Origin of the sequence: Methylobacterium sp. ARG-1 (assembly GCF_001262595.1) — a bacterium.
Classification (GTDB): domain Bacteria; phylum Pseudomonadota; class Alphaproteobacteria; order Rhizobiales; family Beijerinckiaceae; genus Methylobacterium; species Methylobacterium brachiatum.
This window is the reverse complement of record NZ_LHCD01000003.1, coordinates 96,562-122,352: the sequence shown is the minus strand read 5'-3', so window position 1 is coordinate 122,352 and position 25,791 is coordinate 96,562. Positions and strand designations below refer to the sequence as shown.

The following is a 25,791-nucleotide window of genomic DNA, read 5'->3' as shown; positions in this document are numbered from 1 at the left end:
TCTCAGCTTTGTCCGTGCGCCCCGGCCGTCTGGGTCAGGAAGGTCCGGACCCGGGTCCAGCGCAGGCCCGGGTAACGGTCATTGTCGAGGGGGGTAAGCCGGGCGCGGCCCTCGAACATGTCGCGCAGGTACTGCATGCCCTGCCAGGGCGGGAACACCGCGCCCCGGCCCGGGGCGAGGGTCCGCGCGACGCGGATCATCAAGCCCAGCGAACCGAGCCCGCCGGCGCGCAGCGTCCGGTAGCGCCTGCCCCGGGCCGCGCTCGCCGCATCGGCGAGATCGCGGGCGCTGAGGCTGTCGCCGGCGATGCGCAGCCAGCGCGGGGTCGTCGGATCCAGGGCGGCCCGGGCCGTGAACGCGGCGGTGTCGTCCTCGGTCGTGAAGTCGAGGATCTGATCGGCACTGCCCCAGTACAGCACCCAGCGCGGGCGGTGGAGGATCAGCGGGGCCTGTCCGTCGAGCAACTCCATGAACGCGCCGTTGAGCACCGATGTGGCCTGGATTGACGCCGCATCGAGGCGCGCCTGAAAGGCCCGGCGCAGGTCGAGGTTGCGGTTCCCGCCCGGTGCGGTCTTGGCATAGTCGATCGAGAAATCGGACGGGATGAAGCGCGGCACGCCGGCCCGGACGGCGCCTTCCAGGAGGGCGGTCTGCGCGTCGATGACGGTGGCGCTCAAGCCGTTCAATGCCGAGACCACGCAGGCGGCCCCCGCGCAGGCGGCCTGCCAGCTGCCCGGACGGCCGGGGCCGGCCTCGACCACGCGGGCGCCCAGGACGGTGAGCGGCCCAAGCCGGGCCTGATCCGTCCCGGGGCGGACGATGGCGGTGACGCTCGCGCCCTCCCGCCGGAGCGCCTGCACGATCCGCAGCCCGAGATCGCCGGTGGCACCGGCGACCGCGATCGTCACGGGGGCCGGGCTCACGATCGGCCCGCCGCGCCGAGATCGGCGAGCAGGGCCGCGAAGAGCCGCGCCCGCTGGGGCAGCGTCTCGATCAGCACATGCTCGTCGAGGGTGTGGTAGCCCTGGCCGAGGGGCCCGAGGCCGTCGAGGGTCGGGATGCCGCTGGCGCCGGTGAAGTTGCCGTCCGAGCCGCCGCCGGCACTGCGATGGGGCAGCGGCTGGCCGAGCGCCTCGCTCAAGGTCCGCGCCTGATCATACAGGGCCATGCAGCCGGCATCGGGCTCCCAGACCGGGCGGGTGACGCCCCGGCTCACCGAGATGCGCACGCCGTCCTGCTCACCCGACAGGGCCAGCATCCGCTCGACGCCGCGGTCGAGATCGGCCTGGCGCTTGGCCATGCTCAGGGCCTGCCCGCGGCACAGGGTCGGGACGCAATTGACCCATTGCCCGCCCGAGACGATCCCGGTGGAGAAGGTGCAATCCGCGTCCGACAGCCCGTCGATCGCCAGGATCATGCGCGCCATGGCGCGGATCGCCGAGCGGCCCTCGTGGGGCGAGGCGCCGGCATGGCTCGGGCGGCCGACGGCTTCGAGGTCGAAGCGCGCGATGGCGTAGCGGCCGGTGACGACGCCGTTGTCGGCTTGGCCCGGCTCGGGCACCAGCACGAAGGCGTGGCGGGCGGCCTCGGCCTCGATCAGGTCCCGGGTCGAGGGGCTGCCGACCTCCTCGTCGCCGGTGAACAGGAATGTCACCGGCAAAGGCGTCTCGATCCCGGCCGCCGCCAGGGCGCGGATCGCGGCGAGGGCGATCACGTTGCCGCCCTTCATGTCGAGGATGCCCGGCCCGTAAGCGCGGTTGCCCGCGATCCGCCAGGGCAGGCTCGCCAGGGTGCCGACCGGATGCACGGTGTCGAGATGCCCGAGCACCAGGATGCCCGGCTGGTCACGGTGCCGGTGGGGGAACCGCGCGCGCACGCAATCGCTCAGGCCCATCCGCCCCGGAATGGTCTCGACCGCGGCCCCGGCGACCGCGAGGTCGCGGGCGGCCAAGCCCATCATGCGGTTGACTGCGGCGGCATCGTGGGTCGGGCTCTCGCATTCCACCCAGGGGCGCAACGTCGCCAGGATGGATTCCGCGTCGAACGGCAGGTCCGGGATCATCGGGCACTCTCGGCGGAGGACTCGGCGAAAGGATCGGCGACCTTGGGCCAGTAGCGGCCCGAGCGCTTGGTGTAGGGGATCGCGCCATAATCCGGCGGGACCGCGCCGGGTGCCGCGACGTAGCGTACTTCGCTCGCGATCGGCGCGAAGGCGGCGTAGAAATGCTGCATCGACTTCACCACGACGATCCGCTTGTCGTCGAGGGTCAGCCCTAGCCCCGTGAAGGCGTCCGGCGCGAAGGCCTGCTGGCGGATATGGGTCAGCACCACGTGGATCCCGTCGGCCTCGACCCAGGCGGCCGGTCCGAGGCGGGCCCGGCCGCCGCTGAGGCCGCCCTGGCTGTGATCCTCGGAGAGGCCGCGCACGGTGATGCGCAGGTCCACCGGATCGCCCGAGCTGACGCCGCACTTGCCGCCGATGCGCAGCACGAAAGTCGCGCCAAGCCCCGCCTCGTGGCAGATCCCGACCGCGCCGGGATCCCAGATCAGCCCGAGCGCCGCATCCGTGATGCCGCGTTCGGCCAGGCGCGCCAGGATCGCGGTGTTGTCGGAAGGCGCGCCGGCGCCGGCATTGTCGGCGAAGTCGGCCAGCACCATCGGGCGCGGGTCGTCGGAGGCCAAAGCCGCGTCGATGCCGGCATCGATGCTGTCGCAGCGGCTCGCCGCCTCCTCGCGCATCGCCCAGACCTCCCGGGCGAGGTCGTCCGCCAGCGCCTGCGCCTTGGCGGCGTCGCCATCGGCGACGACCAGCATCTTCGCGCCGACATCCGGAACGTCGCCCCAGGGGAAGCCGTGCCCGAAGGAGACCGACAGGATGCCGTGCCGGCCCTCCAGCGCCTCCATCCGGCGCACGAAGCTCGAGACCGGCTCGCGGGTTGTGCGCCACATGTTGATCATCCGGCAATCGGCATAGGCCATCACGGGCCGGATGTCCTTGGCGACCGTGCGCATCACCAGCGGGTAGAGGTCGCGGGCGCGGTCGACGATGTCGGTGTGGGGGTATTCCTTGTAGATCACGATGACATCGGCGCTCTGCCGCATCGCCTCGGTGAGATGGCAGTGCAGATCGAGCTCGACACCGATCGTCGCGTCCGGTCCGACGATGGCGCGGACCCGCTCCAGGGTGTCGCCCTCGCAATCGTCGTAGCCCTCGGCGACCATGGCGCCGTGCATGAACAGCAGCACGGCATCGACCGGCATGGCAACCCGGAGATCGTCGAGCAGCGCGTCGCGCAGTTCCTCGTAGACGGCACGCAGGGTGATCCCGCCCGGCTGCGCGAAGGTCGAGAGGCTCTCGACGACCGTGTGCCCGTCCGCCTCGGCCAGCTCACGCCAGGCCTTAAGACCGATATTGCTGAGGCGTGGCGCAGTCTTGCTGCCGTCGCGACGGGCATAATCGGCCAGGAAGGCCGCGCGGCCGGTGGGCAGCGGTGCGAAGGTGTTGGTCTCGGTGGCCAGTCCGGCGATGAAGATCTGCAAGGTCTTTCGGTCCTCGTCTTCGGCCGGCCGCCGGTCAAGCGGAGGCCGGGCTCAGCGTGATGATCGTCTCGGTGGCCGCCTCGACGGCGGCGCGGCCGTAGAGCATCGGCACATGGTCCCGGCGCCCCCAGATCGGGGCCAGGTCGGCGTAATGCGGGCTGCCCGGGTTCCCAGACTGGCCCGGCACGTTGATGAAAACCGATCGGTCCCAGTCGCCCACATCCACGACCATGCGGAACGAGGCACCGTGGGTTAGCCGGAACGTGTCGGTCCGGTACTCCGCGTGCATGACTGATGCCGCTGCGCCCCCGACGGCCATGGGACCGACATCCCAGCCCGAATCCGACCGCAGAGCCGAGAGCGGGTGGGCGAACTGGGCGTGGTGCAGCCGGCCCCAGGACCAGGTCCCGGAATCCGGCCCCATCCGGGTGCGGCACTCCCGGAAGGCGGCGCCCAACGTCCCCGTCAGCAAGGCGTTGCGGGTGGCCGGATAGAGGCCAGATTCCAGCCGCTCGATCAGGCTCTGCGTGTCGCCGGGCGGCAGCAGGCGACGCGTTGCAGAATCGGGCACCAGGGCTTCGAGCAGGGCCGGGCGCAGATGGCGGACCCAGAGCAGCTCGATCAGGGCAGCCGCGGCCGCGTTCTCGTGCAGCGCCCCGTCGAACGGCGTCAGCAGGGTGCGGGCCGCCTCGACATCGGCATCCGCCCCCTGGGGCAGCGCCTGCACCAGGACGGCGAGACGCTGAGCCGGCTCCGAAACATCGTCGCCCTGGAGCGCGCGGGATTGTTCCAGCGTATGCCGGCTCTGGCCGTCGAGCACCGCGCGGATGCGCCGGGCGCGCCAAGGCTCCGCCCATTCGAAGCCGAGCTTGCGTGCCTCGGCGGGATAATCCGGCGGCAGGTTCATCTCGTTGGCGGTGGCGAGGTAGCCCTCCGGCGGGTCGATGCGGCGGGGCAGGGCGCTCGGATCATGGAACCCGGCCCAGTCATGGCGGCCGTCGCCGGGCACCGGCAGCAACCCATCATGGGCCGGCCGCACCGGCGCTTTGCCGGCCATGAACCACGCGATCCGCCCGGTCACGTCGGCGTAGAGCTGGTTGACCGTGGGTGCCGACCAGTGGTGCAGGGCCTGGCCGAACGCCTCCGGGCTCGTGGCGCCGAGATAAGCGAGGCTGCCGAGATAGGCGGCAGCGCCCGGCTCGGACCAGACGGTGCGCAGCGCGAAGGCCCGGCCGCCCGCCTCGCGGAGCACGGGGCCGTGCCGGGTGAAACCCAGCACCACGGTCTCGTCCGGGCCGCCGCGCACCGAGATTTTCTCGGTGACGCGCTGGATCGGCTCCCAACCGTCACCGAATCGATACCGATCGGGATCGGCCGGATCGGTCTCACAGACGAACAGATCCTCCTGATCCATCGGCGCGATGGTTAGGCTGAAGGCGGAATGGCCGTTATGGCCGATGGAGATGCCCGGCAGGGCGGGCTCGCCCGCCCCGATCACGTCGAGGCCCGGGGCAGTGAGATGGACGGCGTAGCGCAGCGACGGCTGCAGGTAGATCCGGTGCGGGTCGCTCGCGAGGATCGGGCGGCCGGTCTCGGTGCGGGCGGGTCCCACCACCCAGTTGTTCGAACCTTCGACCGGCTCCTTCGGGGCGGCGCGTTGGCCCCGCGTGACGGCGCCGTGGGCGTCGACCTTGGTCCAGTCCCAGGCTTCCGCGGGCGTGGCAGCCATCCGCTCCTGGGTGAACCCGACCGGGGCGGTGGCCAAACGGAAATCGTCCAGGAGGTCGTCCGGCCATTCGGCGGCGTCGAGCCCATCCGGGGCGATCGGATCATGCGGCGGGCTGATGCGCTTGCGCAGGTCGTCGGCAGCGAGCCCGTCTTCGCGGGTCGCGGCCCGGGCCAGCACCTGGGCGCGGGCGACCTCGGACAGGACGTTGCGCACGAGCCCGTGGCTGCGGATCCGGACGACATCCTCGGGCAACCACCGGGCCGGGCGCGTATCCGTCAGGACGAATTCCGGCGGCCGCAAGTCCGGCCGCGTCCCGGTCAACGCGACGAAGGCGTTGATCCCGTCCACGAAGGCGGTGACGATCGCCCGCGTATCCTGCGGCCCGTAGGCGGCCCATTCGGCCGCCATGTCCCCGCGATACAGGAACAGCCGCGCGGCGCGGTCCTGCGCGAGGTAGCCCGGCCCGAAATCCGCCGCCAACAGGCCGAGGCCGCGCTTGCGCCAGAGATCGAGCTGCCACAACCGGTCCCGGGCGGCGTTGAAGCCCTGGACCCGGAAGGCGTCGAGCGCCGTCGCGGCGCGGATATGCGCCAGCCCCCAGCGGTCGACGCGGATCTCGGCTGGGCCTTCGAGCCCGGGCAGCGCGTAGGCTGCGCCGCTCACAGGGCGACTTCGATGAGGTGCGGACCGGGTGTGTCCAGCCCGTGCCGGAACGCCGCGATGAAGTCCTCCAGCGTCTCGACGCGGCGGCCCTCCACGCCGAAACCGCGGGCGAGGCTGACCCAATCGATCGCCGGATTGTCCAAGCTCAGCATGCCCAGCGCCTTCGGGCCGGGATTGTGCGCGCCGACATTGGCGAGCTCCGCCCGCAGGATCGCGTAGGAGCGGTTCGACCAGATCAGCGTCACCACGTCGAGGCGCTCACGGGCCTGGGTCCAGAGGGCCTGGGCGGTGTAGAGCCCGCTGCCATCGGCCTGGAGATTGATCACCTTGCGGCCGGGGCAGGCGATGGCCGCTCCGGTGGCCATCGGGATGCCGAGCCCGATCGAGCCGCCGCTGAGCTGCAGCCAGGAATGCGGCGCCGCATCCCGAGTCAGGGCGAAGAAGTTGCGGCCGGTGGTGATCGACTCGTCGCAGATCACCGCGCCCTCCGGGATCAGCGCCCCGAGGACCTGACCGATCGCGTCCTGGTCGAGGGGGCCGGAGGCGGGGAGCTTCGGCCGCGGCCCGGCCGCGATGGGCTCGGCCGGCGGGGCGGCGACCGCCTCGGCCAGCCGCTCCAGCGCGTCGATCTGATCCTCCTCGGGCGTGGCGAGGGTGATGGTCGACGAACCCTCGGGGGCGAGCAGGCTCGGCTTGCCGGGGTAGGCGAAGAACCCCACCGGCTGGGTCGCGCCGATCAGGATGATGTGGCGGAAGACCTTCAGGGCCTCGATCGCCTGGTCGATCGGGTAGGGCAGGCGCTCGATCGGCACGGTGCCGGCGCCGCGGTCGATCCGGGCGTTCGAGGTCATGGCCATCAGCGTTGCGCCGGTCTTGCGTGCGATCCGGTCGGCGATCACCCGGCCCTCGCCCTGCACCGCCCGGTCGCCGAGATGGAGCAGCACCGGCTCGCCGCTGGCGAGCGCCGCCACGGCGGCCGCGATCGCCGAATCCTCGGCCCGCGCCCGCTCGGGGATGGGCGGCACCGGCGCGACGCCCGTGCCCGGGTCCCAGGCGGTGTTGGCCGGCAGGATCAGGGTCGCGACCTGACCCGGCGCCGTGCGGGCGGCCGCGATGGCGGCGGCGCCGTCGGATCCGATCTCGGCGGCGCTCATGCCGGTCTGCACCCAGGACGACATCGGGCGGGCCAGCCCCTCGATGTCCGAGGTCAGCGGCGCATTGTACTCGCGATGATAGGTGGCGTGCTCGCCGACGATGTTAACGACGGGAGTGCGCGCCTTCTTGGCATTGTGCAGGTTGGCGAGCCCGTTGGCGAGGCCGGGCCCGAGATGCAGCAGGGTCGAGGCCGGCTTGCCGGCCATGCGGGCATAGCCGTCCGCGGCGCCGGTGGCCCCGCCCTCGAACAGGAACAGCACGCAGCGCATCCCCTCGACCCGGTCGAGGGCGGCGACGAAATGCATCTCGGACGTGCCGGGATTGGTGAAGCAGACCTCGACCCCGCCGGCGACGAGGGTCCGGACGAGGCTCTCGGCCCCGTTCATCGTAGTTGGCGTCCCATCGGTCACGGGCGGCTCCCTCTCAGTCCGGCTCGGTCGGCCGGCGACTCGCATTCATTATTATCGTGGCGCAGCCCGCGCCGAGCGCAAGGGCCGAAACGCGCCGCTGCCGGTCATGGGGCGCCTGGACTATCGCACGATCTGGCGCGAGATTTGCCGTTGGCATCCCGCAACTTCGACGAACGGGATCCGATGAAACTTCGCCGCCTGATTGCCGCCTCCATGGCCGGCACGCTGCTCCTGGCCGCCCCGGCCCGTGCCGAGAGCGTCCTGCGCATTGCCATGACCGCCTCAGACATCCCCACGGCCACCGGGATGCCCAATAACGGCTTCGAGGGGATGCGCTTCCTCGGCTACCCGATTTTCGAGGGGCTGGTGCAATGGGACCTGAAGAGCACCGACAAGCTGGCCGGCATCATCCCGGCCCTGGCCGAGCGCTGGGAGCAGGACCCGAGCGACAAGACAATCTGGACCTTCCACCTGCGCCGGGGCGTGAGCTTCCATGACGGCACCCCGTTCAACGCCGACGCGGTGATCTGGAACCTCGACCGGTACTTCAAGAACGACAGCCCGCAATTCGAGCCGCAGGGGGCCGGCATCTCCCGGGCCCGGGCGCCGCTGGTCGGCAGCTACAAGAAGATCGACGACGCCACCGTGCAGATCACGACCACGCAGGTCGCGTCGTACTTCCCCAACATGGTGGTCTACCTGCTGTTCACCTCGCCCCAATCCTTCGAGAAGGCCGGGCGGGACTGGGCCAAGGTGGCTTCGTTGCCGGCCGCCGGCACCGGGCCGTTCAAGATTACCCGGGTCGCGCCGCGGGAATCGGTCGATCTCGCCAAGTTCGACGGCTACTGGGACCCGAACCGAATGGCCAAGGTCGATAAGGTCCGGCTGATGCCGATCCCGGAGGCGAATGCCCGGGTCGCGGCCCTGCGCTCGGGGCAGGTCGACTGGATCGAGGTGCCGGCGCCCGACGCGATCCCGTCCCTGAAACAGGCGGGCTTCGCCATCACCACGGGCTCCTACCCGCATGTCTGGCCGTACATCTTCAACATCGGCGCCAAGGACAGCCCGCTGAAGGACGTGCGCGTCCGCCAGGCGCTGAATTACTGCGTCGACCGGGCCGCCATCGTCGAGCTGCTCAACGGCACGGCCGAGCCGGCCTCGGGCTGGCTGAACGACAAGGACCCGAATTTCGGTTCGCCGAAGAACCGCTACGGGTTCGACGCCGCCAAGGGCAAGGCGCTGCTGGCCGAGGCGGGCTACTCGGACAAGGAGCCGCTCAGCCTCAAGGTGATGATCTCGTCCTCGGGCTCGGGCCAGATGCTGCCGATGCCGATGAACGAGTACCTGCAGGAGAACCTGAAGCAGGCCTGCAACGTCGAGCTGAGCTTCAACGTGGTCGAATGGCAGGTGCTGCTGAACTCGAGCCGGGCCCTGCCGGACGCGCCGAGCCTCCAGGGCTCGATGGCGCTCAATGTCTCCTCGCCCTCGTCCGACCCGAGCGTGATGGCGCGCTACTTCGCGGGCGACCGGTTCCCGCCCGGTGGCTTCAACTTCCCGAACTGGAAGGACGATGCGTTCGACGCCGCCCTCAAGGCGCTCGCCGAGACCGACGACGCCAAGGTGATCGACGCGCAGACGGCGCTCGCCCACGAACGACTGGTAGACAACCCGCCCTGGTTGTTCATCGTGCACGATCTCAACCCGCGTGGAATGTCGAAGAAGGTCCACGGCTTCGTCTCCCCGCAATCCTGGTTCGTCGACCTCACCCTCGTCAGCGTGAAGTGATCCCGATGGCTGATTTTGAACTCGTCGACGCCTCCGCGGCCGAACTCGCCCGGGCGATCGGATCGCGGAAACTCTCGCCGGTGGACGCGGTCGACGCGCTGCTCGGCCGGGTCGCGCAGCTGGAGCCGAAGCTCCAGGCCTTCACGGAGGTGTTCGCCGCCGATGCGCGCCTGGCCGCCGAGGGCGCCGACCGGGCGATCCGCGCCGGCCACGCGGTTGGGCCGCTGCACGGCGTCCCGGTGGTGCTGAAGGACCTGATCGACATCGAGGGCCGGATTACCATGGGCGGCTCGGCCGCGCACCGGGCGCGGCGGGCCGAGCGCACCGCGACCATCGCCCGGCGGCTGATCGCGCAGGGCATGATCGTGCTGGGCAAGACCCACACGGTGGAGTTCGCGTATGGCGGCTGGGGCACCAACCAGCATCTCGGCACCCCCTGGAACCCCTGGGATCCGGAGATCCAGCGCACGCCGGGCGGGTCGAGCAGCGGCACCGGGGTCGCGGTGGCGGCCCGGATGGCGCCCTGGGGCATCGGCACCGATACCGGTGGCTCGGTGCGCCTGCCCGCCTCCTTCTGCGGGCTGACCGGGCTGAAGGTCACGGTCGGGCGCGTCTCGACCTGGGGGATCGTGCCACTCTCGACGACGCTGGACACGCCCGGCCCGTTGGCGCGGACCGTCGAGGATACAGCGCTTCTCTACGAGGCGATCTCCGGCCCCGACCCGCTCGACCCGACGACCCGCGGGATCGCCCCGGACGCGCCATGGTCGGCCCTCAACCGGGGCGTGCGCGGCCTGCGGCTCGGGCGGATGCCGGACGCCGAGCGTGAGGGCGTCGCCGCCGACATGCTGGCGGCCTACGACGCGGCCCTCGACCTCCTGGCCCAGCAGGGCGCCGAGATCGTCGACGTCGCCCTGCCGTTCCGGTTCAGCGACTGCGTGGCGATGAGCGGGATCACCAACGCCGAGGCCTATTTCGTCAACGGCGCGCTCGCCGAGGACCCGGCCGCGCAGCTGGGCGACGCCGTGCGGGCCCGGATCCTCGCCGGCGCGAAAGTCTCGGCCCAAGACTATCTCGGCACGCTCCAGCGCCGCGCCGCCATGAAGGTCGCCTATGCCGCCGCCCTGGAGGGGATCGACGCCCTGCTGACGCCGACGACGGAATGCGCCGCCGTGGCGCTCACCGAGGTCGACGAGGCGCATCTGCCGTCGCGGTTCACCCGTTTCGGCAACCTCCTCGACCTCTGCGCCCTGGCGCTGCCCAACGGGTTCACATCCGCCGGGCTGCCCCTGTCGCTGCAGATCACCTGCCGAGGCTACGACGAGGCGATGGCCCTGCGGATCGGCCAAGCCTACCAGCGGACGACCGACTGGCATCGGCGCCGCCCGCCGGTCTGACGCGTCGGGGGTTCAGCCGGCGGCGTATTCCAGCTGCGGCGCGAGCACACGGTCGCTCTCCGCATGGATCGTGACCGGGATCATCTTGGCCGCCGGCGTCTTGCTGCCGGTGGCGTAATGCCAAATCGGCATCAGGACGTTGCATTCCGGGTAATAGCCGCCGATGCAGCCGATCGGGATGTCGTAGGCCACGACCAGCAAACCGGCGAGTTGGCGATCGATGCCGTCATGCGCGACGGTCTTGAGCGTCACCGCCTGGCCGATCTTGAGCCCGAGCCTGTCGATGTCCGACCGGTTCATCAGCACCACCTTACGGGTGTTGTTGATGCCCCGGAACCGGTCGTCGTAGCCGTAGACAGTGGTGTTGAACTGGTCGTTGCTGCGCAGGGTCATGAGGCGCAGCACGTCGTGCCCGATCGCCGGCATGTCGGCATCCTCGTCGAGCGCGTTCGGCGTGACGAAGTTGGCGCGGCCCGTATCGGTGCACCATTCGCGGCGCTTGACCGGCATGTCGCGCTGGAAGCCGCCCGGCTCCCACATGCGCCGCTCGTAGTCCCAGAACGAATCCGGCAGCGTATGGCCGATCTCCTTCCGGATCTCGGCATAATCCTGCTTGTACGCGTCCCACCGCACCCGCGGGTTGGGATCGAGCACCTTGTGGGCGAGCTCGCAGATCAGCCGGATCTCGCTGATCAGGTGAGGCGAGGCGGGTTTGCGCAGGCCGCGATTGCCGTGCACGCAGGCCGAGGTGTCCTCCATCGACAGCACCTGCGGACCCGCCTGGGTTTCATCGATCTCCAGGCGGCCGATCACCGGCAGGATGTAGCTGATCTCCCCAGGCAGGAGCGCGCTGCGGTTGAGCTTGGTGATGACGTTGACGGTCAGGCGGATCCGGCGCCAGGCCGGCTCCATCTGGCCGTGATCGGGGATTGCCCGGACGAAATTGCCACCCAGCATGAAGAAGGCGCGGACCTCGTCCTTGAGGACCGCCTCGCAGGCCTCGACCGTGTTGTAGCCGGCCTCGCGTGGCGGCTCGAAGCCGAACTGCGCGCCGAGCCGGTCGAGCGGGAACAGCTCGGGCTTCTCGGTGATCCCGACCGTGCGCTGACCCTGGACGTTCGAATGGCCCCGGACCGGGCAGATGCCGGCGCCGCCACGGCCCATATTGCCGCGCATCAGCAGCAGGTTCACGAGCATCTGGACCGTCTCGACGCCGGCTTGGTGCTGGGTCAGCCCCATGCCGTAGACGGCGATCACCGCCTTCGAGACGCTGTAGACCTTGGCGGTGGATTCCATATCTGCGCGGTGCAGCCCCGAGCGGCGCTCGAGCTCGTCCCACTCTTGAGTCCCCAGCCAGGCGAGGAACGTGTCAAAGCCGTGGGTGTGTTCCTGGATGAAGGCCTCATCCAGAACCGGCTCGCCGCCCGCCGCGAGCGACGCGTCGTGGAGCGCCAGAACCGCCTTGCAGATGCCGGCGAGCGCCGCGAGGTCGCCGCCCGCCTTGACCTGGTGGTACTGTGAGCTGATCCGCGTCTCCTTGCCGGTCAGCATCTCGGTGGGGGATTGCGGGTTCAGGAAGCGCTCGAGCCCGCGCTCGCGCAGGGGGTTGTAGGTGATGATCGGCACGCCGCGCTGGCTCGCCTCCTGCAGCGGGTGCAGCATGCGCGGCGCGTTGCTGCCGGGGTTCTGGCCGAAGAACAGGAGGCAGTCGGCCTTGCCGAAATCGTCCAGCGCCACCGTGCCGATGCCCTGGCCGATGCTGGCCGGCAGCGCCACCGAGGTGGTCTCGTGGCACATGTTGGACGAGTCGGGCAGGTTGTTGTTGCCGTAGAGCCGGGCGAACAGCCCGTAGAGGTAGCTCCCCTCGTTCGACAGGCGGCCGGAGCTGTAGAACACCGTACCCTTCTTGCGGTCCTCGACGGCGCGCAGCTCGCGGGCGATCTCCTCAATCGCATGGCCCCACGAGACCGGCACGTATTTGTCGCTGGCCGCGTCGTAGCGGAGCGGGTGGGTCAGGCGGCCGGGCTGCTCGAGATGGTAATCGTCCCAGCCCAGGAGTTCGGTCACCGTGTGCTTGGCGAAGAAGTCCGGCGTGCAGCGATGCGCCGTCAGCTCCCAGGCCACCGCCTTGACCCCGTTCTCGCAGAACTCGAAGGGCAGGGGGCTCGCCGGCTTCACCCAGGCGCAGCTGTTGCACTGGTAGCCGTCGACCTTGTTGTGGCGTGTCAGCGCGACCGGAACGCTCGCCAGCACGCCCTCACGCCGCAGAATGTTGCCGACGGAGAAGGCCGAGCCCCATCCGCCGGAGGGCAGACGGTACGGCTTGAAGGTAGGCTTTTCCAACAGGTGAACTCCGGACCTCTAAGGCAGGGAAACACCTGCCATCGACCGGTGTTTCCTAAAAGAATTCCCGGACCCGGAAATTTATTCGCACCCAACATACATCAGCAACAAAGGTTAACATGGTCATCGGCCGCGATTACATGCTGCACAAGCCCTCCGGGCCGTCAGCCCCCGAGCATTATCTTCACACGCAGGTCGTGCCGCGTGCGGTCAACACGGCCGGGGCGCTGGAAGTCGCTCTGAGCCGAGCCTCCGCGCGGACCGGCATCCGGCCCTCGCTGATCCTCGCCGGCGTCGCGGCCGCCGCGATGGTCGCGGTGTACCGCGTCCGGCAGAGCCGCGCCGGGGTGGGCGAACGACGGATCTGAGCCGGCAGCCCCGACACAACGGGGGCGGCGCGATGGTTCCGCGCAGCGGCCAGACCGACCGAAGCAGGACCGACTCGACTTCGGTTTCAGGGTCTTGCGATCGACCGGGCGTGGAGGACGAGCGATACGGCCTCTGCGCGGGCGCGCCATGAACAGAGCGATCGCCTCCGGCATCATCCCATCGCGGCGATGCCGATACCCGGCTCACATGCGCGCATCAGCGGCTATGCGTTGAATAGGGTCCAAACCCCGGCAACGCAGGCGCCGAGCGCCTTGAAGATCCAGAGGAATCGGAAAGCGTCATGGACAAATCATAAATACAAATAGAAAATTACGCAGTATAGAACACCGGTCATCTGCGCCGTGCTGTCGGAGATCAAACCCGACGACTAGACCGCCGCGACACAGCCCAAGCAAGAGAGAAACAGGCCCAACACGAAAGTTTTGGGGTAGATCACGTACCACGCCGCCGGGGCGCCGCTCTCTTGAGTCGACTGGGACATGTGCGATTCCAAGGGCGGAACTGCATATGTCATAGCAGGCGGCGCGTGACCGTCATCTTCGTAGTGGAGGCATTGCGCGCGTACGCACCGCGGCCCGCAGGGACGCTGGGGCGGCACTGAGGAGTTCGACAAGCGCGCGAGGGCGTCGTCTCACGGCGCCGGAATCTGCCCCGCCACCACCACGCCCAGCGTATCGAGGAGGGAAGAGCGCGCCCGGCTGACTCGGCTCTTCACGGTGCCGACCTGGCAGCCGAGCTTGGTCGCCGCCTCCTCGTAGGTATGGCCCTCGGCGCCGACCAGCAGCAGCGCCTGCCGCTGCGCGGCCGGGAGCGTCCCGAGCTGCTTCCACACGACCTTGAGCGTGCTGGCATCCTCCTGGTCGGACAGGCTGGTCATCTGGCTGGCATGGGTGCCGTCCACGTCCTCGACCTCGCGCCGGTTCTTGCGCAACTCCGAGTAGAACTGGTTACGCAGGATCGTGAACAGCCAGGCGGTGAAGTTCGTCCCGGGCCGGAACCGCGCTTGGTTGGCCCAGGCCTTCACGAAGGTCTCCTGCACGAGGTCGTCGGCCCGGCTGACATCGCCGACCAGGGACAGCGCGAAGGTGCGCAAGGCCGGAAGCGCCTTGATGATGTCGCTGCGGAAGTCGAACGCCACGACTTGGCCGTGCGCCGCTACGGCGGCCTCGAACCGCTCCACGAGGCCGGCGAGCTGGGCCGGGAGCGGCTCCTGCTCGACGATCTGGAAATAGTCGCGGATCGGCAGGGCGAGGTGCTGACCGAGGATCGTGGCGTAGCGGGGCGCGGCGTTCTCTGGCGTGGGGCCGGCCGGCGGGTTCGATCCATCATCGATCATGCGCGTTCCCTGAGGCCCCTGTCTTGCTATCTGGAATGCCTCTAACCGGGTATCTCAGCAATCCTGAACCATTGCCAAACGCTCCCGGTAATATCGGGAAATTTACGCAGGATGGCGCAGCGGCAATGAATGGTGTTCGACCCCTGGGTGTGGCACCCAATCCCGCATCGGTGCAGAATACGGTTCGTGAGGAGAGCGGGATGAGCCACGACCACGCGCACGACCATGCACACGACCATCCCCATGGCAGCGATCTCTCGCCCGTCGAGGCGCGGGTCCGCGCGCTCGAATCCCTGCTGACCGAGAAGGGCTATATCGACCCGGCGGCTCTGGACGCCCTGGTCGAACTCTACGAGACGAAGGTCGGGCCGCATGCCGGCGCCCGGGTCGTGGCCCGAGCCTGGGTCGACCCCGATTACCGGGCGCGGCTCCTCGCCGACGCGACCCCGGCGATCGCCGAACTCGGCATCGGCGGCCGGGGCGGCGAGCACATGGTGGTGGTGGCCAACACCCCCGAGACCCACAACCTCGTCGTATGCACGCTCTGCTCCTGCTACCCCTGGCCGGTGCTCGGCCTGCCGCCGGTCTGGTACAAGGCGCCGCCCTACCGCGCCCGGGCGGTGATTGACCCCCGCGGCGTCCTGGCCGAGTTCGGAGTCACCATCCCGGAGACCACCCGGATCACCGTGTGGGATTCCACCGCCGAGACCCGCTACATGGTCCTGCCGATGCGTCCCGCGAACACCGCGGGGTTTTCCGAGGAGGCTCTGGCCGCCCTCGTCACCCGCGACGCGATGATCGGCACCGGCCTGCCCGGAACGGTCCCGCCGAACCCGCCGGAGATGCCGGTATGAACGGAGCCCAGGACCTCGGCGGCGCGCACGGGTTCGGGCCCGTGGTGCCGGAGCCGGACGAGCCGATCTTCCACGCCGATTGGGAACGCCGCGTCTTCGCGATGGCAATGGCGATGGGCTTCACCGGCGCCTGGAATCTCGACGGCAGCCGCGCCACCCGCGAGTCGCTGCCGCCGGCGCAATATCTGGCGTCGAGCTACTACGAGATCTGGCTGACAGCCCTGGAGAGGCAGGTCGCCGCCACGGGCCTCGCGACGCCCGACGAGATCGCGGCGGGTCGGGCGTCCGAGCCGGCCAGGCCGGTGGCGCGGGTGCTCGCCCGGGACGGCCTGGAGGCCCAGTTCCGCGCCGGCTTCCCGAGCAGCCGCGAGCCGGTCGCTCCCGCCCGTTTCGCGATCGGCGACATTGTTCTAGCCCGGAACGCCCATCCCACCGGGCATACCCGCCTGCCGCGCTACGCGCGCGGGCGCCGAGGCCGGGTCGAACGCGTCGAGGGCGCGTTCGTGTACCCCGATACCAATGCGTACAAGGCGGGCGAGAACCCAACCTGGTTATACACCGTCAGCTTCACCGCTCAGGAATTGTGGGGCGCGAGCGGCGACCCGAGCGGGATCGTCACGGTGGCGGCCTTCGAACCCTATCTGGAGCCGGCATGAACACGCCGTCGCCCAAGGCCTTCGCCGCCCCCTGGGGGGCCCAGGTCTTCGCCCTGGTGGTCTCCCTGCAGGAGGCCGGCCTGTTCACCTGGACGGAATGGGCCGATCGTCTCGGGCGCGAGATCCGGCCGACGGACGGGCCGGAGCGGGCCGCCGATTACGCTGCCTGGCTCGCCGCGTTGGAAAAACTGCTGGCAGAGCGTGGAGTTACGGCCTCCGAGAGCGTCGCTGCGCGCACCGAGGCGTTCCTGCGCGCCGCCGCGGCGACGCCGCACGGCCAGCCGATCCGGCTCGAGAACGATCCGCTCTACCCAGACTGAGCCGGGAGGCTGTCGAGGGGCACCGGGGCGGCGTGCGGGCGGCTGGCGAGAAGCGCGTCGAGGAGCGCCAGCACTTCGCGCTGTCCGCAATTCTTCGCCGCTTCGAACGGCGTCCAGGTCTGAGAAAACTCGAATTGGGCGAAGACCTGGCGGTAGCGTTCGAGTTCCTTCGGCGTGAGCGGCACGCCCCGGACGAACGCCTTGTGCGCCGAGATCGTCCGGGCCCGGCGCGGGTCGGCGGGGTCCAGCTCGAACTTCAGTGCGTCGCCGCAGAAGCAAATCTTGCGCGCGCGGTCGAACAGGACGGCATGACCGTCGAAATGGCCGGCGGTGCGGTGCAGCTCCAGGCCGGGCAGGGGCTCCAGGACGTCGTCGTAGGGCCAGCTGACCTGCAGGGCGGCGCTCCAGATGAAGTCGGCCGCGGGCAGGCACAATTCCGGGTCGAACCGATCCTGGAGCTGGACCAACGCGCCGTAGGAATGCGGGTGCGAGGCCGAGAGCACCTGCATGCCGCCGAGCATCTCGATCTGGTCGAGGGCGGCCTCGCTGAAGACCGGGCAGCCCTCGAACCCCATATTCCCGGTCTCGGTCTGGATCAGATAGGCGGAGGGGCCGATGCCGGAGACCGGCTCGTTCCAGAACCGCCAGACACCGGGTTCCAGCTCCTGCCAGTGACACGGAAAGGCGTCCTGCGCCTCACGGGCGGTGCGAAACCGCCAACCGTCCTGGGGCACCACGTGCCGAGCATCGAGGCACATCGGGCAGGACGGGGGCGCCTCGAAATGGCGCTGCCAGAACCCGCAATTGTCGCAGGTATAGGCGGGCAGCTTCAGGGCGCCCGCGAAGGGCAGATAGCCGGGCATCGTCTCGAACCTCTCCTGGCGCATGGCCCCGGGTTTCCAAAGGGTCCAGCCCTCCGGCGGGGTTTGGAGGTGGAACCCCGAAAGACCAGGGCTCCGCCCTGGACCCGCAAAAGGTCTCAGACCTTTTGAAACCTGGACGTGTCTAGCGGGTCCGGTCCGGTAGCGCAGCCCGCCGGGGCCGGGTGGCCGCCACGGCCGCGGCGGCGAGCCCCAGCAGTGCCAGCCCGGCGAGCCCGCCGACCACCGTGTCCCGGGTGCGGCTCGTGACGAACTCGCCCCGCGTGGACTTCATCCGGTCGGTGAAACGCCCATCGATGCCGACCTCGCCGGGCACGGAATCGTAGAGGTTGCCGTCCATGTCGGGGATCGTCGTGTCGGACAGCTGGGCGGACCACATCGAGGCGGCCTTGCGGTCGGCCAGCGCGGGGGCGAGTGCCTGTGCGGCAGCCATCATCATCGACGAGCGCCCGACCCAGACCTCCCGGCGCGGATGCTCGACGGCGTAGACGATCGCATCGGCGCAGAGCCGCGGGTCGAAGACCGGGTCCGGGGCGTATTGACGATGACCGGTGTGGTTGCGCGCCCAGTTGAACTGCGGGGTATTGACCGCCGGCAGATAGACCACGCTGAGGCTGACGGCGACGTCGTCGTGGAGCAGCTCGCAGCGCAGGGCGTCGGTGAAGCCGGAGACGGCGAACTTGGCCGCGCAATAGGGCGCCTGGAGCGGCGCCGCCCGGATCGCGAGGCCGGAGGAGACCTGAATGATTGCCCCGCGGTTGCGCCGCTTCATATAGCGCAGCGCCGCCAGGGTGCCGTAGACCTGGCTGAGATAGGTGGTCTCGGTCACCCGCCGATACTCGTCCGGGGTGATCTCGTCGGCCGGGCTCACCACGGTCGACATGGCGTTGTTCACCCAGGCGCGGATCGGTCCGAGCTCGGCCTCGATCCGGGCGGCGGCGGCGTCCACGGCCTGCGGGTCGGCGACGTCGGCCGCGATCGCCAGGACCGGCTGGCCGTAGGCGGCAAGAGCCCGCTCGGCGGCGGCGAGCCGCCCGGGATCGCGCGCCACGACGGCGACAGACCAGCCGCCGGCGGCGAGGCGATGCGCGGTCGCGAGCCCGATTCCGGCGGTCCCTCCGGTAACGACTGCAACCCGCGCCATCCTGTCCTCACCCGATCGTTGACGAATCGCTGCGGCAACGGACGTGGCCGCCCCCGGTTGCGCCGCACCACCGTGCCGGAACGTCACGGCCGCCGGTCTTTTCGGTACCCTTGGCGCAACATCCGGCGATAAGCGCTGTTGGTTCTCGGTAGTCGCGCACAGTTCAAGCGCCACGGACATCGAGGATCGCAGCCATGCGATACGGACGACGTTTGTCCCTGCCGATCGATCCCTGGCCGCAAGCGTCGCTCGGCGAGCGCATGTCGGTCGGTCTGGTCCTGACCCTGCTGCTGGCGGTGCCGCTCTGCGCGGCCAGCGCCGTAATGGTCGCGAGCGCGACGATCGCGGCCTACATCGCCTGGTCCTACGACCTCGGCGCATCCCTGCGGGACGCCGTCGAGCGCCAGATCGGCCGGATGGCCGGCGGTCAGGAGCGCGCAGTCCGGAAGGTTTGAGGGACGGCGCGCGTCCACGCCTGATTGGCCCCAACCGATCGAAGCATGTTCGTGCACGCGAAGCGGTTCGGTCCCGGCTATCACAATCTCGCCCGCATCCAGAACCAACGGAGCGAAGCGGAGGCCTCGACGGAATCTTCCGAACCGGCAGCGCGATCTCTCCCGTCAGTTGCGCAGCACCTTAGGCCAAAAGACGGATCGGGACGTCCGCCGACTGAATTGGCAGTCGCCGAACCGTCATTGCGAGCGCAGCGAAGCAACCCAGTGATGCGCCACTGTCGCGGATGGCGCGCTGCCCTGGGTTGCTTCGCTGCGCTCGCAATGACGGTGTGTGCTGAACGCTCGGCGAGGGGCAGCCACGTTTTTTCGATCGCACCGCGTGCTACCTATCGATCTTGGCGGCCGTCGGGAAAGAAGCACGGACTGCAACACAGCGCATGACAGAGGCCGAGGGAATATCGCGGAGCCGCCCTCACCGTCTTCGGGATGAAGCGCAAACCTGTTCATTGCGACCGCGCAGCCGCCGCCCGACGCAGGTCCGATTTGACCTCGACGCATCGGCTGGGCCAGTCAGGTTCGGAACCGAGAGATCGCCATGTTCCGTTCCCTGATGAGTGCCCGGCGCTTCGCGCCTCTGTTCTGGTGCCAGTTCTTCTCGGCGTTCAACGACAACTTCCTGAAGAACGCGCTGGGATTCCTGATCCTGTTCGGGATCGGTGGGCAGGCATATGCGCATGCGGGCGTGCTCGTCACCCTGGCGAGCGCGGTGTTCATCGGGCCATTCTTCATCCTGTCGGGCCTGGGCGGGCAATGGGCCGACCGCTACGACAAGGCGCTGATGGCCCGGCGGCTCAAATTCGCCGAGATCTTCGCCGCCGGCACCGCGGTGCTGGGCTTCCTGCTGCATTCTGTGCCGGTGCTGTTCGTGGCGCTCGGCCTGTTCGGGACGATCGCGGCGCTGTTCGGCCCGATCAAGTACGGCATCCTGCCGGATCACCTGCGCCGCGAGGAGCTGCCCGCCGGCAACGCGCTGGTCGAGGCAGCGACCTTCCTGGCGATCCTGCTCGGCACGATCGCGGCCGGCGCGGCCTCGGCAATGGGCGGCTCCGGCCTGGTGTTCGGCGCCCTGGTGATGGGCTTCGCGGTTCTGTGCTGGCTCTCGGCCCGGATGATCCCGCCGACCGGGGAGGGGGCGCCGGACTTGCACGTCGACCGCAACGTGGCGCGCTCGACCGTTTCGCTGCTGCGCGATCTCTGGGCCGACACGCGCCTGTGGCGCGGTTCGCTGACCGTGAGCTGGTTCTGGCTGGTCGGCGTGGTGGTGCTGTCGCTCCTGCCGGTTCTGGTGCGCGACGCCTTCAACGGCACCGAGACGGTGATCACCGTGCTGCTGGCGCTGTTCTCCATCGGCATCGCCGTGGGGTCGGGGCTGGCCTCGTGGCTCGCCAGCGGCCGGATCGTGCTGCTGCCGACGCCCGTCGGGGCGGTGCTGATGGGCCTGTTCGGCCTCGACCTCGCCTGGACGATCGGATCCATGCCGCCGCCGCCCGCGGAGGCGATCGGTCCGCTGGACTTCCTACGAAGCGCCGACGGGCTGCGCACCGCCATCGGCTTCCTCGGCCTCGCCGTGTCGGGCGGGCTCTACATCGTGCCCTCCTTCGCGGCCGTGCAGGCCTGGACCGAGAAGGCGATGCGCGCCCGCATCATCGGCGCGGTCAACGTCGTCACCGCGGCCTTCATGGTCGCCGGCACCCTCGCGCTCGCGGCCCTGCAGGCCATGGACCTGTCGATCGCCAGCCTTCTCGCATTGGTGGCGGTGCTGAACCTGGTCGTCGGCGTCCTCGTATTCGCGACCCTGCCGACCAGCCCGTTCCGCGACGCGCTGTCGATCCTGTTCCGGGCCTTCTACCGGCTGGAGGTGCGCGGGCTCGACAACGTCGCGGCGGCCGGACCGAACTGCATCCTGGCGCTGAACCACGTCTCGTTCCTCGACGCGCCGCTGGCCCTGTCGCTGCTCGATCAGGAGCCGGTCTTCGCCGTCGACAGCGGCATCGCGCAGCGCTGGTGGGTCCGGCCGTTCCTGCGGGTCACCAAGGCGATGCCGCTCGATCCGACCCGGCCGCTCGCCACGCGGACGCTGATCAACGCGGTCAAGAGCGGCGAAACGCTGATCATCTTCCCCGAAGGCCGTCTCACGGTCACCGGCAGCCTCATGAAGGTCTATGACGGCGCCGGGCTGATCGCCGACAAGTCGGGGGCCATGGTGGTGCCCGTGAAGATCGACGGGCTGGAGCGCACCGCGTTCTCCCGCCTGTCCCGCTCGCAGGTGCGCCGCCGCTGGTGGCCGAAGGTGACCGTGACGGTGCTGCCGCCGGTCCGCCTCACCGTGGATCCGGCGCTGCGCGGTAAGGCCCGTCGGCAGGCCGCCGGGGCGGCGCTCTACGGCATCATGTCGGACCTGCTGTTCCGGACCGCCGACACGAACCGCGGCCTGATGGCGGCGCTGATCGATGCCGGGGAACGCCACGGCTGGCGCCGCACAGCGGTCGAGGATCCGGTCACCGGCCGCCTGACCTACAGCCGGCTGGTGACCGGTGCGAACGTGCTCGGCCGCAAGCTGATGCCCCTCGCCCCCGAGGGCGGCCGGATCGGCGTGATGCTCCCCAACGCCAACGGCGCGGCCGTGACCCTGTTCGCCCTGGCCTCCGCGGGCCGGGTGCCCGCGATGATCAACTTCTCCGCCGGGGCGGCCAACGTCCTCTCCGCCTGCCGGGCGGCACAGGTCGACAAGATCCTGACCTCCCGGGCCTTCATCGAGAAGGGACGGCTCGGAACTCTCATCGAGGCGATCAAGGGGACGGTCGAGCTGGTCTACCTGGAAGACCTGCGCGCGACCGTCACGACGCCGGACAAGATCCGGGCGCTGCTCGCGGGCCGGAAACCCCTGGTGAAGCGCCTGGGCGAGGACCCGGCCGCAATCCTGTTCACCTCGGGCAGCGAGGGCACGCCCAAGGGCGTGGTGCTGGCCAACCGCTGCATGCTCGCCAACGTGGCCCAGGTCGCCGCCCGGATCGATTTCGGCCCGACCGACAAGGTGTTCAACGTCCTGCCGGTGTTCCACGCCTTCGGGCTGACCGCCGGGCTGGTCCTGCCGCTGGTCTCGGGCGTGCCGGTCTATCTCTACCCGTCGCCGCTGCATTACCGGATCGTCCCGGAGCTGATCTACGGCTCGAACAGCACGGTCCTGTTCGGCACCGACACGTTCCTGTCCGGCTACGCCCGGGCCGCGCATTCCTACGACCTGCGCTCGCTCCGCTACGTCGTGGCCGGCGCCGAGGCGGTGAAGGAATCCACCCGCAAGACCTGGGGCGAGAAGTTCGGGCTGCGGATCCTTGAGGGCTACGGCGTCACCGAGTGCGGGCCCGTGGTCGCGCTGAACACGCCGATGTTCAACCGCTTCGGAACGGTCGGGCGGATCCTGCCCGGGATCGAGACCCGCCTGGAGCCGGTGCCCGGTATCGACGAGGGCGGCCGCCTCGCGTTGCGGGGGCCCAACATCATGCTGGGCTACCTGCGGGCGGAGAAGCCAGGCGTGCTGGAGCCCCCGCCGGACGGCTGGCACGACACCGGCGACATCGTCGCGATCGACGCCATGGGTTTCGTGACGATCAAGGGCCGGGCCAAGCGCTTCGCCAAGATCGCCGGCGAGATGGTGTCGCTCGCCAGCATCGAGGCGCTCGCCGCCGAGCTCTGGCCGAACCAGCCGAGCGCCGTCGCCGCCGTGCCGGATCCGCGCAAGGGCGAGCGGCTGGTGCTGTTCACGCAGGAGAAGGGGGCGACCCGCGCGGCCTTCCAGAGCTTCGCCAAGGGGCGCGGCGCCTCCGACGTGGCGATCCCCGCCGAGGTGGTGGTGCTCGACGCGATCCCGATGCTCGGCTCCGGCAAGGTCGATCAGGTCTCCGTCGTCAAGCTGGCCCAGGAACGGGCCAAGGAAATTGCCGCCGCCTGACCACCTGTCCCACCCAGCCGGCCCGCATCACCCAAACGGGGGATGCGGGCGCAGGCCCGATGCCCTCGAATCACGAATACAGTCATGATTCGATCATTCCCCAGTGATCGAGATTCGTGGACTGGATTTCGCGATTCAAACGCGTGTCGACGAGGGGTTGAACATGCACAAGGGCAGGCGATTTCCGATCTGGCTGACCCGGCGGGCCTATTTCAAGCGGATCGCGCGCTGGACGAAGCCCGGCAAGGCCCACAAGGCCGCGCCGCAGATCCTCGAGACCGAGCCCGCCGCTCCCGCGTCCAACATCGTGCTGTTCCCGATCCGGGTGGGACAGGCGGTACGTCCGGCCTTCCCGGATTTGCGCGGCGTCAGCCTCGGCTGAGCCGTCCTTCCGGGACTTGCCGGCGCCGCCAGATCGGTGAATCTGTGTGCGCTGGCGGACTCGGAACCAGGAGCATGCGTGCCGGACCGCGGGCCTGATCCGAGCCCCGCCGCATCGCCCCGGCGCAGCCTGCACCGCGCCGCGAAGGTGAGCCTGGCGATCGCGGCGCTCGTGCTGGGGCTCCTGGCGGCCGGCGCCGGGATGGTCTGGCGCTACGCCGCGGCGCTGCCGCCCCTCGACCTCGCGGCGGCCTCGGCGCGCTCCACCGTGGTGCTCGACCGATCCGACACGCTACTGCGCCCCTTCGCCACCGCGGATGGCCGCTGGCGGCTGCCAGTCACCGCCGCGACCGTCGATCCGCGCTACCGGGCGATGCTGCTCGCCTACGAGGACCGGCGCTTCGAATCCCATCCGGGCGTCGACCCGGCGGCGATCCTGCGGGCCGCAGCGCAATGGCTGGGGCACGGGCGGATCCTATCGGGGGGCTCGACACTGTCGATGCAGGTCGCCCGCCTGGTCGAGCCGCGCCACGGGCGCTCGCTGGAGGCCAAGCTCCGGCAGGTGGTGCGGGCAGTCGCGCTGGAGCGGCAGCTCGGCAAGGCGGCCATGCTCGACTTCTACCTGGCGCTCGCCCCCTATGGCGGCCCTCTCGAAGGCGTGCGGGCGGCGAGCCTCGCCTATTTCGGGCGTGAGCCGGTGCGGCTGACGACGGCGCAGGCCGCCCTGCTGGTCGCCCTGCCGCAATCCCCCGAGACCCGCCGGCCCGACCGGTTCCCGGACCGCGCCCGAGCCGCCCGCGACCGGGTGCTCGACCTCGCTGCGAGCCGGGGCCTCGTCAGCGCCGCCGAGGCCGCCGCCGCCAAGGCGGAGCCGGTGCCGACCGCGCGACAGCCGTTCCCGATGCTGGCAGCCCACGCCGCCGAGGCGGCGGTGGCGGCCGAGCCCGGGACGCCGGTGATCCGCCTCGCCATCGACGGGCGGTTGCAGGCGCGGCTGGAGACGCTCGCGGCCGAGCGCGCCGCCGCGGCCGGACCGGCCCTCTCCGCGGCGATCGTGGTGCTCGACAACCGCGATGGCCGCGTCCTCGCCCAGGTCGGCAGCGCCGGCTACCTGGACCCGAGCCGGCGCGGGGCGATCGACATGACCCTGGCCGTGCGCTCGCCGGGCTCGGCCCTGAAGCCCTTCGTCTACGCGCTGGCCTTCGAGAACGGCCTCGCCCATCCCGAGACGCTGCTGGAGGACCGCCCGGCCCGGTTCTCGGCGAACTACGCGCCGGAGAATTTCGACCTGACCTTCCAGGGGACGGTCACAGCCCGGCGCGCCCTGCAGCTCTCGCTCAACGTGCCCGCGGTGGCGCTGATGGAGGCGGTCGGGCCGGCGCGCTTCATCGCCCGGCTGCGCGCGGCCGGCGCCGGGATCCAGCTCCCGCGCGAGGCGGCGCCGGGCCTGCCGGTGGCGCTCGGCGGCCTCGGCATCACGCTCACCGACCTCGCGCGGCTCTATGCGGGACTGGCCCGCGGCGGGTCGGTGCCGGACATCCAGCGCCGGGCCGGAGACGCCGCCGGGACCGGCCCGGAGCACCGGGTGACCGAGCCGGTGGCGGCCTGGTACGTCGCCGACATCCTGCGCGGAACGCCGCCGCCGGAGAACGCGCTGACGAACCGCATCGCCTACAAGACCGGCACCTCCTTCGGCTACCGCGACGCCTGGGCGGCCGGCTTCGACCGGCACGTCACCGTGGTGGCCTGGATCGGCCGGCCGGACGGTGCCGCGGTGCCGGGCCTCGTCGGCCGGGTGGCCGCGGCCCCGATCCTGTTCGACGCCTTCGCGCGGCTCGGGATCGAGCCCGAGCCGATCCCGCAGCCCCGCAACGTGCTGAGCGTCGCCGAGGCCGGCGGCCTGCCGCCGCCGCTGCGGCGCCTGCATCGCGACGGGGCGGAAATGCAGGGCCCGGCGCTCAAGATCGCCTATCCCCCGGACGGCGCGCGGATCGATCTGGGCCTCGCGGGCGAGCGCGGGGACGATCGCGACGCAGCGGGCCAAGGTCTCGCCCTGAAGGCGCTCGGCGGGGTTCCGCCGCTGACCTGGCTGGTCGACGGCCAGCCCGTGGCACAGACGCCCCGGCGCCGGGCCGAGTGGGTCCCGGGCGGGGCCGGATTCGCGCGAATCTCGGTTTTCGATGCAACGGGCGCGAGTGACAGCGTCTCCATCCGGATCGAGTGACGGGCCGGTCCAGAGATTGAGCCGACGAAAATGCCTGGGGTGCGTCACTCTGCACCCGACAATACGTTCGTGAACGCAGATCTTCCTCGCCGGATTCATCGCTCATCAACGAATACCGG

General features: G+C 70.2%; 19 protein-coding genes. 10 read left to right on the top strand and 9 right to left on the bottom strand.

From position 1 onward, the window contains the following. Positions 1–2 precede the first annotated feature (2 nt). The 5 genes from AKJ13_RS04275 to AKJ13_RS04255 are packed head-to-tail and all read right to left on the bottom strand — an operon-like array spanning position 3 to position 7,473. Positions 3–923, bottom strand: coding sequence for an NmrA family NAD(P)-binding protein (locus AKJ13_RS04275; protein ID WP_244471508.1), 921 nt, complete (start codon positions 921–923; stop codon positions 3–5). After that, positions 920–2,062 (bottom strand): M20/M25/M40 family metallo-hydrolase, encoded by a 1,143-nt coding sequence (locus AKJ13_RS04270; protein WP_050732244.1) that lies wholly within the window; start codon positions 2,060–2,062, stop codon positions 920–922. The genes AKJ13_RS04275 and AKJ13_RS04270 overlap by 4 nt, the downstream gene beginning before the upstream one ends. Continuing rightward, a complete protein-coding gene (locus AKJ13_RS04265; protein ID WP_050732243.1) occupies positions 2,059–3,540 on the bottom strand; it encodes a M81 family metallopeptidase in 1,482 nt (493 codons plus the stop codon). The genes AKJ13_RS04270 and AKJ13_RS04265 overlap by 4 nt, the downstream gene beginning before the upstream one ends. A gap of 34 nt (positions 3,541–3,574) precedes the next feature. Beyond that, entirely contained in the window at positions 3,575–5,932 is a 2,358-nt protein-coding gene (locus AKJ13_RS04260; protein WP_050732242.1) for a penicillin acylase family protein, read from the bottom strand. After that, complete coding sequence (locus AKJ13_RS04255) at positions 5,929–7,473, bottom strand: acetolactate synthase large subunit (protein WP_050732241.1); 1,545 nt, start codon at positions 7,471–7,473, stop codon at positions 5,929–5,931. Before AKJ13_RS04255 ends, AKJ13_RS04260 begins: the two co-directional genes overlap by 4 nt. Positions 7,474–7,680: 207 nt before the next feature. On the opposite strand from AKJ13_RS04255, the gene AKJ13_RS04250 reads away from it, so the two are divergent. Both AKJ13_RS04250 and AKJ13_RS04245 read left to right on the top strand, forming a co-directional pair. Continuing rightward, positions 7,681–9,282 carry an ABC transporter substrate-binding protein gene (locus tag AKJ13_RS04250; RefSeq protein ID WP_050732491.1) on the top strand — a complete coding sequence of 534 codons (1,602 nt, stop codon included), beginning with the start codon at positions 7,681–7,683 and terminating at the stop codon, positions 9,280–9,282. Positions 9,283–9,287: 5 nt separating this feature from the next. Beyond that, positions 9,288–10,679 (top strand): amidase, encoded by a 1,392-nt coding sequence (locus AKJ13_RS04245; RefSeq protein ID WP_050732240.1) that lies wholly within the window; start codon positions 9,288–9,290, stop codon positions 10,677–10,679. A gap of 12 nt (positions 10,680–10,691) precedes the next feature. Here the strand turns inward: AKJ13_RS04245 and AKJ13_RS04240 are convergent, their stop codons facing one another. After that, complete coding sequence (locus AKJ13_RS04240) at positions 10,692–13,022, bottom strand: FdhF/YdeP family oxidoreductase (RefSeq protein ID WP_050732239.1); 2,331 nt, start codon at positions 13,020–13,022, stop codon at positions 10,692–10,694. Positions 13,023–13,141: 119 nt separating this feature from the next. Between AKJ13_RS04240 and AKJ13_RS04235 the strand changes: the two genes are divergently transcribed. Next, positions 13,142–13,390 carry a hypothetical protein gene (locus AKJ13_RS04235; protein ID WP_050732238.1) on the top strand — a complete coding sequence of 83 codons (249 nt, stop codon included), beginning with the start codon at positions 13,142–13,144 and terminating at the stop codon, positions 13,388–13,390. A gap of 653 nt (positions 13,391–14,043) precedes the next feature. On the opposite strand, the gene AKJ13_RS04230 is transcribed toward AKJ13_RS04235, so the two are convergent. Beyond that, on the bottom strand, positions 14,044–14,748 hold the full coding sequence (locus AKJ13_RS04230; protein ID WP_050732237.1) for a sigma-70 family RNA polymerase sigma factor: 705 nt from the start codon (positions 14,746–14,748) through the stop codon (positions 14,044–14,046). 200 nt (positions 14,749–14,948) lie between these two features. Here AKJ13_RS04230 and nthA point away from each other — a divergent pair, with 200 nt between their 5' ends. Genes nthA through AKJ13_RS04215 form a run of 3 tightly spaced genes read left to right on the top strand, consistent with a single transcriptional unit; the run spans position 14,949 to position 16,578 of the window. Continuing rightward, positions 14,949–15,602 carry a nitrile hydratase subunit alpha gene (gene nthA, locus AKJ13_RS04225; protein ID WP_050732236.1) on the top strand — a complete coding sequence of 218 codons (654 nt, stop codon included), beginning with the start codon at positions 14,949–14,951 and terminating at the stop codon, positions 15,600–15,602. Further along, positions 15,599–16,258: a nitrile hydratase subunit beta gene (gene nthB / locus AKJ13_RS04220; protein WP_050732235.1), complete on the top strand. Its 660-nt coding sequence runs from the start codon at positions 15,599–15,601 to the stop codon at positions 16,256–16,258. The genes nthA and nthB overlap by 4 nt, the downstream gene beginning before the upstream one ends. Further along, complete coding sequence (locus AKJ13_RS04215; RefSeq protein WP_050732234.1) at positions 16,255–16,578, top strand: nitrile hydratase accessory protein; 324 nt, start codon at positions 16,255–16,257, stop codon at positions 16,576–16,578. Before nthB ends, AKJ13_RS04215 begins: the two co-directional genes overlap by 4 nt. Here the strand turns inward: AKJ13_RS04215 and AKJ13_RS04210 are convergent. Continuing rightward, complete coding sequence (locus AKJ13_RS04210; protein WP_050732490.1) at positions 16,566–17,441, bottom strand: MBL fold metallo-hydrolase; 876 nt, start codon at positions 17,439–17,441, stop codon at positions 16,566–16,568. The two genes, AKJ13_RS04215 and AKJ13_RS04210, sit on opposite strands and share 13 nt — an antisense overlap. A 142-nt stretch (positions 17,442–17,583) precedes the next feature. Next, entirely contained in the window at positions 17,584–18,603 is a 1,020-nt protein-coding gene (locus tag AKJ13_RS04205; protein WP_050732233.1) for an SDR family oxidoreductase, read from the bottom strand. Between the two features lie 212 nt (positions 18,604–18,815). Here AKJ13_RS04205 and AKJ13_RS04200 point away from each other — a divergent pair, with 212 nt between their 5' ends. The 4 genes from AKJ13_RS04200 to pbpC all read left to right on the top strand — a co-directional run bounded on the left by AKJ13_RS04200 (position 18,816) and on the right by pbpC (position 25,672). Then, the gene (locus AKJ13_RS04200) at positions 18,816–19,058 is read left to right on the top strand and encodes a hypothetical protein (protein ID WP_244471507.1); all 243 of its coding nucleotides are present in this window, start codon (positions 18,816–18,818) and stop codon (positions 19,056–19,058) included. Positions 19,059–19,653: 595 nt separating this feature from the next. Beyond that, the gene (locus tag AKJ13_RS04195) at positions 19,654–23,067 is read left to right on the top strand and encodes an acyl-[ACP]--phospholipid O-acyltransferase (RefSeq protein ID WP_050732231.1); all 3,414 of its coding nucleotides are present in this window, start codon (positions 19,654–19,656) and stop codon (positions 23,065–23,067) included. A gap of 163 nt (positions 23,068–23,230) precedes the next feature. Then, entirely contained in the window at positions 23,231–23,449 is a 219-nt protein-coding gene (locus AKJ13_RS04190; protein ID WP_050732489.1) for a hypothetical protein, read from the top strand. 201 nt (positions 23,450–23,650) lie between these two features. Further along, positions 23,651–25,672: a penicillin-binding protein 1C gene (gene pbpC, locus AKJ13_RS04185; protein ID WP_244471520.1), complete on the top strand. Its 2,022-nt coding sequence runs from the start codon at positions 23,651–23,653 to the stop codon at positions 25,670–25,672. Positions 25,673–25,791 lie beyond the last annotated feature (119 nt).